Origin of the sequence: uncultured Streptomyces sp., from assembly GCF_947488945.1 — a bacterium.
Classification (GTDB): Bacteria; Actinomycetota; Actinomycetes; order Streptomycetales; family Streptomycetaceae; genus Streptomyces.
In genome coordinates this window covers 495,716-508,194 of the sequence record NZ_CANLBS010000004.1, presented here as the reverse complement: position 1 = coordinate 508,194, position 12,479 = coordinate 495,716, and the positions used below count along the sequence as shown (strand labels likewise).

Genomic DNA, 12,479 nt, shown 5'->3' with positions numbered 1-12,479 from the left:
GTACTGCGTCTCCGGCGCCTCGGACCCCGACGGTGACGGCTGGGGCTGGGAGAACAACCGCTCCTGCGTGGTCCGCGCCGGCTGAGAAGCGGCCCGGAGCTCCCCGCCGGGCCCGGTCGCCCTCCCCCGCTGACGCCGGCCGAGGGGCCGGCTCCCGACCGGTCCCGACGACCGGCCGAGGGCCGGCCCCGGATCCGCGCGTCGATGGACTCGATGGGAGCGGCGGTGCGGACGATCCGGCGGATCGCGGTGCCGAAGCGGGGGATGCACTCCTTTCGGGCGTTCTCCCGGAGCCGGACGATCGCCGGAAAGCATTGCTTCCCGCCAGGGACCGCGTTGGTAGCGCTCCGGCAAACCCGGGCGCAGGAACCGGGCGGTGGCCGGCTGCCCGGTTCGGTGAGAGATTGCCGGTCCGCCGCGAGGGCGACGCCGCCGGGGCCCGGCCGACGCACGTGTCACGGCGTCGACCGGGCCCCAGCCTCTGTGGTGCGGCGGTGGATCAGGCCGTGCGGCGTCCACGGGCGGCGGGGGCGCCGCCGGAGCGGGCCGCCGAGCCGCCGCGCGCGGGTGCGCCTCGGCGGGCGGCGGTGCGTCCGCCGCCCTCGCCGCGCTGCTCACCGGTGCGCTGGCCGCCGCCGGTGCGCTCGCCGGTGCGCTGGGCGCCGACGGTCGCGGCGGGGCCGCCGCTGCCGCTGCCGCCGCGACGGCCGCGACCGCGGCTGCCGGAGCGGGCGGGGGCCGCGCCGGTGCCGGTACCGCGGGTGCGCGGCTTGGGCGGGGTCGGCTGCGGGACCTCGACGACGACCGCGATGCCGGACGGCTCGCGGGCGCCGGTGATGCGGGTCAGTTCCTCGTCGCTGGACTTCACCCGGGTGGTGACGGGGGCGATGCCGGCGTCCTGCATGAGGCGGGTCATCTCCCGCTTCTCCTCGGGCAGGACGAGGGTGACGACGCTGCCGGACTCGCCGGCGCGGGCGGTGCGCCCGCCCCGGTGCAGGTAGTCCTTGTGGTCGGTGGGCGGGTCGACGTTGACGACGAGGTCGAGGTCGTCGACGTGGATGCCGCGGGCGGCGACGTTCGTCGCGACCAGCGCGGTGACCTGCCCGTTCTTGAACTGGTCCAGGGTGCGGTTGCGCTGCGGCTGGGACCGGCCGCCGTGCAGGGCCGCGGCGTGCACACCGGCGGCCAGCAGCCGCTTGGCGAAGCGGTCGGCGGCGCGCTTGGTGTCCACGAACATGATCACGCGTCCGTCGCGGGCGGCGATCCGGGTGGCGACGGCCTTCTTGTCGGTCTCGTCCGCGACGTGCAGCACGTGGTGCTCCATCGTGGTCACGGCGCCGGCCGACGGGTCGACGGAGTGGACGACCGGGTCGGTCAGGAACATCTTGACCAGGCGGTCGATGTTCTTGTCGAGGGTCGCGGAGAAGAGCATCCGCTGGCCGTCCTCCTCGACCTGCTTGAGGAGCGCCACGACCTGCGGCATGAAGCCCATGTCGGCCATCTGGTCGGCCTCGTCGAGGACGGTGATGGAGACCTCGTCCAGGCGGCAGTCGCCGCGCTCGATGAGGTCCTTCAGCCGGCCGGGGGTCGCCACGACGACCTCCGCGCCGCGGCGCAGGGTGGCGGACTGCTTGGTGATCGACATGCCGCCGACGACGGTGGCCATCCGCAGGTTCACGGCGGTGGCGTACGGGGTGAGGGCGTCGGTGACCTGCTGGGCCAGCTCACGGGTGGGGACCAGGACGAGCGCCAGCGGGGCGCGGGGCTCGCTGCGGCGGCCGGCGGTGCGGGCCAGCAGGGCGAGGCCGAAGGCGAGGGTCTTGCCGGAGCCGGTGCGTCCGCGGCCGAGGATGTCGCGGCCGGCGAGCGAGTTCGGCAGCGTGGCGCCCTGGATGGGGAACGGGGCGGTGACGCCCTGCGCGGCGAGGGTCTTCAGCAGCGCCGCGGGCACGTCGAGCGCGTCGAACGCGTCGACGGACGGCAGCGCGGGGGTGAGCGTCTCGGGCAGCGCGAACTCGCCGGTCTGGGCGGGCTTGCGACGGGCCGGGGCCTTGGCGGCGCCTCGGCCGCCGCCCCGGGACTGGCCGCCGCCGGCCGGAGCCTGGGCCTGGCCGCGTCCGCGGACGGGGCGGGTGCGTGCGGGGCGGTCCTGGCGATCGGACCGGTCCTGGCGTTCGAAGCGGGTCATACGGAGTGCCCTCCTGGAAATGTCCTGGGGGGATTGCCGTGTGATGCGTCGGACTGCTTGACGTGCGCCCCAGGATGCGGCACGAAGCGGGAAGGGTCCGAAGAAAGGGTGTCGTCCGGACGGCGGTGTCCGCAGACAACACAAACCGGGGCCCGCACCTTCACGGTGCGGGCCCCGGTTGCGAGGTACGCGTCCGGGCGATTAGGCCGGGACGATGTTCTCCGCCTGCGGGCCCTTCTGGCCCTGCGTGACGTCGAAGGAGACCTTCTGGCCCTCCTGGAGCTCACGGAAGCCCGAGGTGGCGATGTTGGAGTAGTGGGCGAAGACGTCGGCGCCGCCGCCGTCCTGCTCGATGAAGCCGAAGCCCTTTTCCGAGTTGAACCACTTCACGGTTCCAGTAGCCATGTCGTTCTCCTTAAGAGGTGCAGTGCCGGAAATCCGCACTTTACGAATTCCAAGTCGCCGCATTGAGCCCCACCCGGAGAAAGCCGGCAAAACAATAATGCGCCTGAGGAAGCATTCCCGTCAGGCGCACATAAAGTTCATGGGTACCAAAACTGCAACGCCACTACCGTAGCACGTCGTCCCGGCCCGTGGCGGGATCGGACGCGCCGGGATGTCGAAGATTTTTCGCGGCGCGCGCCGGGTGGCCGGACGGAGGGCGGCGCGACCCAGGCGTACGGGGCCGGGGCGGGGCCGCGCAGGTGGGAGCCATGGCGGGGCGGGACCGGTCGGCGGTGCGGGCGGCGGCCGGGTGGTGCGGGCGGTGCCCGGTCTCACCCGCACGGGCGGTGCCGCGCTCCGGCGCACGCCCTGCCCGCGCCCTGCCCCGCGATGCCCGGAACCACGGAATCCGCCGAGGGGACTGGGCCGTACGGGTGGCCCGCCCGTCACGGCCCCTCCCCCGCGGCGTCCCGGCCCCGCGCCGCCCGTCACCGCCGTCGGCGCGCGTGGGGTCAGCGGACGATCCCGCGGGCGCGGGCGGCGGTGAGCCAGTGCGGGAACACGGACACCAGCCGGTCGTAGAACTCCGCGTCCGGGACGGCGCGCGGGTCGGCGCCGGCGTGGAAGAAGCCGGCGTTGTCGACGGCGCGGCGGGCGGGGACGGGGAGTTCGTCCAGCTTGCGCAGGAAGTCGAACTGGGTGCTGCGGGTGTTGCCGAAGCCGACGAACTGCCAGAAGAGGGGGAGTTCGGCCGCCTTGCAGAGGTAGCGCTCGGCGGCGGGTTTGTCGGTCGGGCCGCCGTCCGTCTGGAAGACCACGAGGGCGGGATCGGTGGAACCGCTGTCGAGGTAGTGGTCGATGACGGTGTCCATGGCGAGGTGGTAGCTGGTCCTGCCCATGTGGCCGAGGCCGGCCACGACGCGGTCGATCCGGCCGCGGTGGTCGTCGAGGGAGATGTCGGTGACGGCGTCCACGTCGGTGGAGAAGAAGACCACCGGGACGCGGCCGTCGTCGTCGAGGTGTGCGGACAGGCCGAGCACCCGGTCGGCGAAGGCCTGGACGCTGCCGTCCTTGTAGTAGTCCCGCATGGAGCCGGAGTGGTCGAGCACGAGGTAGACCGCCGCCCGGTGGCCGGTCAGCCCGTGCTTGTCCAGGGAGATCCGGGCGCGCTCGTAGTGCTCCACGAGGGCGGGCGCGGTGTCGCGCACCTTCTCCAGGCTGATGGCGGGGGCGGCCGGTACGACGGTCATGCTCTCTCCGTTCCCGGCGTCGGCCGGGTCCTGGGCGGCAACCGGTCCCGCGCGAGGGGGCGTCGGCCGCGGCGACGGGGTGTGCGGTGCGAGCGTAGGCGCCGGGGGCGGGCCGGGGGAACCGGGGACCGACGCCCCGGTGGGTCCGGCGCTCCCCCGTCCTCGCTATCTTGATCGCCGTCGGGCCGTGTTCCGCGCCGACCGCACCGCCACGCCCAGCGAAGGAGCCGGCCATGGAGGCCGCCGCGTGTTATCGCCATCCGTCCCACGAGACGTATGTGAGCTGTGTCCGCTGCGAGCGGCCCATATGCACCGACTGCATGACGGTGGCCTCGGTCGGCCACCAGTGCCCCGGGTGCGTGAAGGAGGGGCGGCAGTCGGTGCGCCGGGCGCGCACCGTGTTCGGCGGGGCGGTGACCTCCGCCGTCACGCCGGTGGTGACGTACGCGCTGATCGCGCTGAACGTGGTCGCGTACGTCATGGAGGTGGTGCGCCCCGAGGTGGTCGAGCGGTTCGGGATGCTCGGGGCGGTGCTGACCGGGCCGGACGGGGCGCTCTACTACTACGAGGGCGTGAGCGCGCCGGGGTTCGAGCTGACCGGGGTGGCGGGCGGTGAGTGGTACCGGCTGCTGACCGGCGCGTTCCTGCACCTGGAGCCCGACCAGTCGTTCGGCGTGATGCATCTGGTCTTCAACATGCTGGCGCTGTGGAACCTCGGCCGGATGGTGGAGGGCCGGCTCGGCCGGTCCCGGTTCCTGGGGCTGTACCTGCTGTCGGCGGTGGGCGGTTCGGTGCTGGTGTACGCGCTGGCGCCGGAGACGCTGACGGTCGGCGCGTCCGGGGCGGTCTTCGGACTGGCTGCGGCGTTCTGGGTGATCAGTCGGCGGCTGAACCACGACATGGGGCCGGTCAACCGGTTCCTGGCGGGGCTCCTGCTGTGGATGGTGGTCTCGGCCCTGTTCACCTCGTGGCAGGGGCACCTGGGCGGGCTGCTGACCGGGGCGCTGGTGACGGCGGGCCTGGCGTACGCGCCGCCGCGACTGCGCACCGGGCCGGTGCAGGCGCTGGGCGGGGTGCTGCTGCTGGGGCTGCTGGCGCTCGTGGTGGTGGCGCGGACGGCCGCGCTGACCGGCTGACGCGGCGCGGCGGCCCCGCCGGACCGTGTTCGGCCCCGGACGCGCCACGGCGCCCACCGTCCGGTCGGGGACTGGGTGGGCGCCGCGTTCAGTTCCGTACGCCGTTGTACGGGACGTCTGCCCCGGGGCCGGCGGACCGGCCCCGGAAGGTGAGGGGTCAGACCATCAGGGAGCGGTCCGTGGGGCGGACCGGGGCCGGCAGGGCGCTGGTCCCGGTGAGGAAGCGGTCGACGCCGCGGGCCGCGGACCGGCCTTCGGCGATCGCCCAGACGATGAGCGACTGGCCGCGGCCGGCGTCGCCGGCGACGTAGACGCCGGGGACGTTGGTGGCGTACTGGGCGTCGCGGGCGATGTTGCCGCGCTCGTCCAGGCCGAGGCCGAACTGGGAGACGAGGCCGTTGGCCTGGTCGGTGCCGGTGAAGCCCATGGCGAGGGTGACGAGCTGTGCCGGGACGACCCGCTCGGTGCCGGTCTTCTGCTCCAGCTTGCCGTCCTTGAACTCCACCTCGATGAGGTGCAGGGACTGGACGTTGCCGTCCTCGTCGCCCTCGAAGTGGGTGGTGGAGACGGAGTAGAGCCGCTCGCCGCCCTCCTCGTGCGCGGAGGTGACCTTGTAGAGCATGGGGAAGGTCGGCCAGGGCTGGTTGGCGTTCCGCTCCTCGCCGGGCCGGGGCATGATCTCCAGCTGGGTGACCGAGAGGGCGCCCTGGCGGTGGGCGGTGCCGACGCAGTCGGCGCCGGTGTCGCCGCCGCCGATGACGACGACGTGCTTGCCCGCGGCGGTGATCGGGGAGACGGTGAGGTCGCCCTCCTGCACCTTGTTGGCGAGCGGCAGGTACTCCATGGCGAAGTGGACGCCGCGCAGCTCGCGGCCGGGGACGGGCAGGTCGCGGGAGACGGTGGCTCCGGCGGCGACGACGACCGCGTCGTAGCGGCGGCGCAGCGCGGCGGCGTCTATGTCGCGGCCGACCTCGACGCCGGTGCGGAACTTGGTGCCCTCCGCGCGCATCTGCTCGATGCGGCGGTTGATGTGCGACTTCTCCATCTTGAACTCGGGGATGCCGTAGCGCAGCAGTCCGCCGATGCGGTCGGCGCGCTCGTACACGACCACGGTGTGGCCGGCCCGGGTGAGCTGCTGGGCGGCGGCGAGTCCGGCGGGGCCGGAGCCGATGACGGCGACGGTCTTGCCGGACAGGCGCTCGGGCGGCTGCGGGGTGACGTCGCCGCTGTCCCACGCCTTGTCGATGATGGAGACTTCGACGTTCTTGATGGTGACGGCCGGCTGGTTGATGCCGAGGACGCACGCCGACTCGCACGGGGCGGGGCAGAGCCGCCCGGTGAACTCGGGGAAGTTGTTGGTGGCGTGCAGGCGCTCGGACGCGGCGGTCCAGTCCTCGCGGTAGGCGAAGTCGTTCCACTCGGGGATGAGGTTGCCGAGCGGACAGCCCTGGTGGCAGAACGGGATGCCGCAGTCCATGCAGCGGCCCGCCTGCTTGCTGATGATGGGGAGCAGCGAACCGGGAACGTAGACCTCGTTCCAGTCCTTGACGCGCTCCGCCACGGGGCGGGTCTCGGCGACCTCGCGGCCGGTGGTCAGGAAGCCCTTGGGGTCAGCCATTGGTCGCCGCCTCCATCATCTTCTCGGTGGTCTCCTGCTCGGAGAGACCGGCGAGCTCAGCGGCGTCCTTGGCGGCGAGCACTGCCTTGTAGGTGGACGGGATGATCTTGCTGAAGCGGGTGACCGCGGTGTCCCACTCGGCCAGGAGCTTCTCGGCGACGGTGGAGCCGGTCTCCTCCTGGTGGCGGCGCACCACGTCGTGCAGCCACCGTACGTCGGTCTCGTCGAGCTGCTCGACGGCGCCGAGGTTGCCGGCGTTGACGTTGTCGGGGTCGAGGTCGATGACGTACGCGACGCCGCCGGACATGCCGGCCGCGAAGTTGCGGCCGGTCTCGCCGAGGACGACGGCGTGGCCGCCGGTCATGTACTCGCAGCCGTGGTCGCCGACGCCTTCGGAGACGACGGTGGCGCCGGAGTTGCGGACGCAGAAGCGTTCGCCGGTCCGGCCGCGGAGGAACAGCTCGCCGCCGGTGGCGCCGTAGCCGATGGTGTTGCCCGCGATGGTGGAGTACTCGGCGAGGTGGTCGGCGCCGCGGTCGGGGCGGACCACGACGCGGCCGCCGGAGAGGCCCTTGCCGACGTAGTCGTTGGCGTCGCCCTCCAGGCGGAGCGTGACGCCGGCCGGGAGGAAGGCGCCGAAGGACTGGCCGGCCGAGCCGGTGAAGGTGATGTCGATGGTGTTCTCGGGCAGGCCCGCACCGCCGAACTTCTTGGTCACCTCGTGGCCGAGCATGGTGCCGACGGTCCGGTTGATGTTGCGGATCGGGACCTGGGCGCGGACCGGCTGGGCCGCTTCGGCGCTCTCGGCGCCGAGGGCGTCGGCGGCGAGCTTGATCAGCTCGTTGTCGAGCGCCTTGGCGAGGCCGTGGTCCTGGGTGTGGATCTGGTGGCGGACCGCGCCCTCGGGCAGCTCGGGCACGTGGAAGAGCGGGGCGAGATCGAGGCCCTGGGCCTTCCAGTGGGTGATCGCGCGGTCCGTGTCGAGGAGTTCGGCGTGGCCGACGGCCTCCTCGATGGTGCGGAAGCCCAGCTCGGCGAGGATCTCGCGGACCTCTTCGGCGATGAACTCGAAGAAGTTGACGATGTACTCGGCCTTGCCGGAGAACCGCTCGCGGAGCACCGGGTTCTGGGTGGCGATGCCGACCGGACAGGTGTCGAGGTGGCAGACGCGCATCATGACGCAGCCGGAGACGACCAGGGGCGCGGTGGCGAAGCCGAACTCCTCGGCGCCGAGGAGCGCGGCGATGACGACGTCGCGGCCGGTCTTCAGCTGGCCGTCGGTCTGGACGACGATGCGGTCGCGCAGGCCGTTGAGGAGCAGGGTCTGCTGGGTCTCGGCGAGGCCGAGTTCCCAGGGGCCGCCCGCGTGCTTCAGGGAGGTGAGCGGGGAGGCTCCGGTGCCGCCGTCGTGGCCGGAGACGAGGACGACGTCCGCGTGGGCCTTGGAGACGCCGGCCGCGACCGTGCCGACGCCGACCTCGGAGACCAGCTTCACGTGGATGCGGGCCGCCGGGTTGGCGTTCTTGAGGTCGTGGATGAGCTGGGCGAGGTCTTCGATGGAGTAGATGTCGTGGTGCGGGGGCGGCGAGATGAGGCCGACGCCCGGGGTGGAGTGGCGGGTCTTGGCGACCCACGGGTAGACCTTGTGGCCGGGGAGCTGACCGCCCTCGCCGGGCTTGGCGCCCTGCGCCATCTTGATCTGGATGTCGTCCGCGTTGACCAGGTACTCGCTGGTGACGCCGAAGCGGCCGGAGGCGACCTGCTTGATGGACGAGCGGCGCGCCGGGTCGTGGAGCCGGTCGGCGTCCTCGCCGCCCTCACCGGTGTTCGACTTGCCGCCGAGCTGGTTCATGGCGATGGCGAGCGTCTCGTGGGCCTCGCCGGAGATGGAGCCGTAGCTCATCGCGCCGGTGGAGAACCGCTTGACGATCTCCGAGACGGGCTCGACCTCGTCGATCGCGATCGGGGTCCGGCCGGAGGCGAAGCCGAAGAGGCCGCGGAGCGTCATGAGGCGCTCGGACTGCTCGTTGACCCGGCCGGTGTACTTCTTGAAGATGTCGTAGCGCCGGTTGCGGGTGGCGTGCTGGAGGCGGAAGACGGTCTCCGGGTCGAACAGGTGCGGTTCGCCCTCGCGGCGCCACTGGTACTCGCCGCCGATCTCCAGCGCGCGGTGCGAGGCGGCGATGCCGGAGGCGGGGTAGGCCTTGGTGTGGCGCTCCGCTACCTCCTTGGCGACGATGTCGAGGCCGGCGCCGCCGATCTTGGTGGCGGTGCCGTTGAAGTACTTCGCGACGAACGCCTCGTCGAGGCCGACGGCCTCGAAGACCTGGGCGCCGCGGTAGGAGGCGACGGTGGAGATGCCCATCTTGGACATGACCTTGAGGACGCCCTTGCCGAGGCCGTAGATCAGGTTGCGGATGGCCTGCTCGGGCTCGATGCCCTCGATGAAGGTGCCGGCCCGCACGAGGTCCTCGACGGACTCCATGGCGAGGTAGGGGTTGACCGCGGCGGCGCCGTAGCCGATCAGCAGCGCGACGTGGTGAACCTCGCGGACGTCCCCGGCCTCGACCAGCAGCCCGACCTGGGTGCGCTGCTTGGTGCGGATGAGGTGGTGGTGGACGGCGGAGGTGAGCAGCAGCGACGGGATCGGGGCGTGCTCGGCGTCGGAGTGCCGGTCGGACAGCACGATGAGGCGGGCGCCGTCCTCTATGGCGTCGTCGACCTCGGTGCAGATGGCCTCGATGCGGGCGGCGAGCGCGTCGCCGCCGCCGCTGACGCGGTAGAGGCCGGCGAGCGTGGCGGACTTGAGGCCCGGCATGTCGCCGTCGGCGTTGATGTGTATCAGCTTGGCGAGCTCGTCGTTGTCGATCACCGGGAACGGCAGCGTGACGCTGCGGCACGTCGCGGCGGTCGGCTCCAGGATGTTGCCCTGCGGGCCGAGCGAGGAGCGCAGCGAGGTGACGAGCTCCTCGCGGATGGCGTCCAGCGGCGGGTTGGTGACCTGGGCGAAGAGCTGGGTGAAGTAGTCGAAGAGCAGCCGCGGACGGGCGGAGAGCGCGGCGATGGGCGAGTCGGTGCCCATGGAGCCGAGCGGCTCGCCGCCGGTGCGGGCCATCGGCGCGAGGATGACGCGGAGTTCTTCCTCGGTGTAGCCGAAGGTCTGCTGGCGGCGGGTGACGGAGGCGTGGGTGTGGACGATGTGCTCGCGCTCGGGCAGGTCGCCGAGCTCGATCTCGCCGGTCTCCAGCCACTCCTCGTACGGCTGCTGGGCGGCCAGGCCGGCCTTGATCTCGTCGTCCTCGACGATGCGGTGCTCGGCGGTGTCGACGAGGAACATCTTGCCGGGCTGGAGGCGGCCCTTGCGGACGACCTTCGCGGGGTCGATGTCGAGGACGCCGACCTCGGAGGAGAGGACGACGAGGCCGTCGTCGGTGACCCAGTAGCGGCCGGGGCGCAGACCGTTGCGGTCGAGGACCGCGCCGACCTGGACGCCGTCGGTGAAGGTGACGCAGGCGGGGCCGTCCCAGGGCTCCATCATCGTCGCGTGGTACTGGTAGAACGCCCGGCGGGCGGGGTCCATGGAGTCGTGGTTCTCCCACGCCTCGGGGACCATCATCAGCACCGAGTGGGGCAGTGACCGGCCGGCGAGGTGGAGCAGCTCCAGGACCTCGTCGAAGGAGGCGGAGTCGGAGGCGTCCGGGGTGCAGACGGGGAAGATCCGGTCGAGGTCCGCGTCGCCGAAGAGGCGTGAGGCGAGCTGGGACTCGCGGGCCTTCATCCAGTTGCGGTTGCCCTTGACCGTGTTGATCTCGCCGTTGTGCGCGACGAAGCGGTACGGGTGTGCGAGCGGCCAGCTGGGGAAGGTGTTGGTGGAGAAGCGCGAGTGGACCAGGGCGACGGCGGTGGCGAACCGGCGGTCGGAGAGGTCGGGGAAGAACGGCTCCAGCTGGCCGGTGGTGAGCATGCCCTTGTAGACGAGGGTGCGCGAGGAGAGCGAGGGGAAGTACACCCCGGCCTCCCGCTCGGCGCGCTTGCGCAGCACGAACGCCTTGCGGTCGAGCACGATGCCGGTGCTGTGGCCGTCGGCGACAAAGACCTGCCGGAATTCCGGCATGGTGGCGCGGGCGCCGTTGCCGAGGAGAGCGGGGGCCACCGGGACCTCGCGCCAGCCGAGGACGTCGAGGTGCTCCTCGGCGGCGAGCTTCTCGATCTTCCGCACGGCCGCGGCGGGGTCGTCGGCGGGGAGGAAGGCGATGCCGACCGCGTAGCCGCCGGCCTCGGGGAGGTCGAAGGCGGTCTCGTCGCGCAGGAAGGCGTCGGGGACCTGGAGCAGGATGCCGGCGCCGTCGCCCGAGTCGGGCTCGGATCCGGTGGCGCCGCGGTGTTCGAGGTTGCGCAGTACGGTCAACGCCTGCTCGACCAGCTCATGGCTGGCCACACCCGTCAGAGTGGCCACGAACCCGACACCGCAGGCGTCGTGTTCGTTACGGGGGTCGTACATACCCTGCTGGGCGGGGCGACCGTCCATGGGCGACCAGGCGTCGGAACGCATGGGCTCTCCCGTCGTCGTCGTGGCATATGCAAGTGCCGAGGGACGACGTTGGCCCTCTGCGAAATTTCGTGCAGGTTACATAATGAAGGCGCTTCTCGGGAAGCGGATAGCCCATTCCAACATGCGGACATCGACTGCGACAGTCGGCAGTTGGGGGGTCACCGACCGGCGGATCGGCGCCTCGGAGCACAGAGAGCAGGCGTCGTTGCCCGCGTGTCTACGGCTCATGCCCAACGGCAAAGGAATCGAAACCGTCGGGTAACGATTACTTATGTAGTGCCCTGCATACAGTCTCATTTTACGTCCGCGCGACGGTTTCCGCCCAGAGGCGACCGCCAGGATGAACGTCACACACGTTTCAGGACTGTTGCGCCTTGCTTTCTGCGCCTTCTGCTGTCACGCGCCCGACCGCCCGCACGACCGGCGTCAGCCGCCCACCGCCACGCCGAACAGCGCGCCCAGGCCGTAGGTGAGCGCCGCGGCGGTGCCGCCGAGCAGGAGCTGCCGCAGACCGCTGAACCACCAGCTCCGAGCGGTGACCCGGGCGACCACCGCGCCGCAGCCGAACAGCCCGAGAAGCGCCAGCAGCACCGCCGGCCACAGGGCCGTCGCGCCCAGCAGGAAGGGCAGCACCGGCAGCAGCGCGCCCAGGGCGAACGCCCCGAACGAGGAGGCGGCGGCGACCAGCGGCGACGGCAGGTCGCCGGGATCGATGCCCAGCTCCTCGCGGGCGTGGATCTCCAGCGCCTGCTCCGGGTCGGCCGACAGCTGCCGGGCGACCTCCGTGGCCAGGGCGGGCTCGACGCCCCGGGAGACGTACAAGTCGGCCAGTTCGCGCATCTCGTCCTTGGGGTGCTTGCGCAACTCACGGCGCTCGACGTCGAGTTCCGCCTCCACCAGCTCGCGCTGCGAGGCCACCGAGGTGTACTCCCCCGCCGCCATCGAGAAGGCGCCCGCGGCCAGGCCCGCGAGACCGGTGATCACGATCGTCCGGTGCGAGACGTCGCCGCCCGCCACGCCCGTCATCAGGGCGAGGTTGGAGACCAGGCCGTCCATCGCGCCGAACACCGCCGGACGCAGCCAGCCGCCGTTGACGTCGCGGTGGGTGTGGTTGTCGCGGTGCGCCTCGTGCAGGACGGCGTCGGTCTCGATGATGGACATGGCTCTCCCGTGTGTATCCGGCGGTGGGAGCAGGCGTTCCACCACCGTCCGACGAGTTCGAAAGTACGCGCGAAAAACGGCCCCCGCCAGCAAGGCAGGCCGTCCTTACCTGCCCTCTGACCAGGTAAGG

Annotated in this window: 8 protein-coding genes; 2 read left to right on the top strand and 6 right to left on the bottom strand. The window is 72.0% G+C overall.

The features are described 5' to 3' along the window. A partial coding sequence (locus Q0994_RS08930; protein WP_299531351.1) for a carbohydrate-binding domain-containing protein occupies positions 1-85 on the top strand: 85 nt, incomplete at its 5' end. Positions 86-499: 414 nt separating this feature from the next. Here the strand turns inward: Q0994_RS08930 and Q0994_RS08925 are convergent. The 3 genes from Q0994_RS08925 to Q0994_RS08915 all read right to left on the bottom strand — a co-directional run bounded on the left by Q0994_RS08925 (position 500) and on the right by Q0994_RS08915 (position 3,882). Further along, complete coding sequence (locus Q0994_RS08925) at positions 500-2,188, bottom strand: DEAD/DEAH box helicase (protein WP_299531282.1); 1,689 nt, start codon at positions 2,186-2,188, stop codon at positions 500-502. 201 nt (positions 2,189-2,389) lie between these two features. After that, positions 2,390-2,593: a cold-shock protein gene (locus tag Q0994_RS08920; protein ID WP_003969786.1), complete on the bottom strand. Its 204-nt coding sequence runs from the start codon at positions 2,591-2,593 to the stop codon at positions 2,390-2,392. A 551-nt stretch (positions 2,594-3,144) separates the two neighbouring features. Then, positions 3,145-3,882 carry a VWA domain-containing protein gene (locus Q0994_RS08915; RefSeq protein ID WP_299531236.1) on the bottom strand — a complete coding sequence of 246 codons (738 nt, stop codon included), beginning with the start codon at positions 3,880-3,882 and terminating at the stop codon, positions 3,145-3,147. Positions 3,883-4,115: 233 nt separating this feature from the next. Between Q0994_RS08915 and Q0994_RS08910 the strand changes: the two genes are divergently transcribed. Next, positions 4,116-5,018: a rhomboid family intramembrane serine protease gene (locus tag Q0994_RS08910; RefSeq protein ID WP_299531233.1), complete on the top strand. Its 903-nt coding sequence runs from the start codon at positions 4,116-4,118 to the stop codon at positions 5,016-5,018. 157 nt (positions 5,019-5,175) lie between these two features. Here Q0994_RS08910 and Q0994_RS08905 read toward each other — a convergent pair whose 3' ends face one another. The 3 genes from Q0994_RS08905 to Q0994_RS08895 form a co-directional block, all read right to left on the bottom strand. Continuing rightward, the gene (locus tag Q0994_RS08905) at positions 5,176-6,636 is read right to left on the bottom strand and encodes a glutamate synthase subunit beta (RefSeq protein ID WP_299531230.1); all 1,461 of its coding nucleotides are present in this window, start codon (positions 6,634-6,636) and stop codon (positions 5,176-5,178) included. After that, positions 6,629-11,188 (bottom strand): glutamate synthase large subunit, encoded by a 4,560-nt coding sequence (gltB, locus tag Q0994_RS08900; RefSeq protein WP_299531228.1) that lies wholly within the window; start codon positions 11,186-11,188, stop codon positions 6,629-6,631. Before gltB ends, Q0994_RS08905 begins: the two co-directional genes overlap by 8 nt. A 426-nt stretch (positions 11,189-11,614) precedes the next feature. Beyond that, positions 11,615-12,349, bottom strand: a complete 735-nt coding sequence (locus Q0994_RS08895) for a VIT1/CCC1 transporter family protein (RefSeq protein ID WP_299531226.1) — start codon at positions 12,347-12,349, stop codon at positions 11,615-11,617. Positions 12,350-12,479 lie beyond the last annotated feature (130 nt).

Bases quoted from the DNA above. Each gene is read 5' to 3' on its own strand.
- Q0994_RS08925 (WP_299531282.1), bottom strand. From the start codon at position 2,188: ATGACCCGCTTCGAACGCCAGGACCGGTCCGATCGCCAGGACCGCCCC.
- Q0994_RS08920 (WP_003969786.1), bottom strand. From the start codon at position 2,593: ATGGCTACTGGAACCGTGAAGTGGTTCAACTCGGAAAAGGGCTTCGGC.
- Q0994_RS08915 (WP_299531236.1), bottom strand. From the start codon at position 3,882: ATGACCGTCGTACCGGCCGCCCCCGCCATCAGCCTGGAGAAGGTGCGC.
- Q0994_RS08910 (WP_299531233.1), top strand. From the start codon at position 4,116: ATGGAGGCCGCCGCGTGTTATCGCCATCCGTCCCACGAGACGTATGTG.
- Q0994_RS08905 (WP_299531230.1), bottom strand. From the start codon at position 6,636: ATGGCTGACCCCAAGGGCTTCCTGACCACCGGCCGCGAGGTCGCCGAG.
- gltB (WP_299531228.1), bottom strand. From the start codon at position 11,188: ATGCGTTCCGACGCCTGGTCGCCCATGGACGGTCGCCCCGCCCAGCAG.
- Q0994_RS08895 (WP_299531226.1), bottom strand. From the start codon at position 12,349: ATGTCCATCATCGAGACCGACGCCGTCCTGCACGAGGCGCACCGCGAC.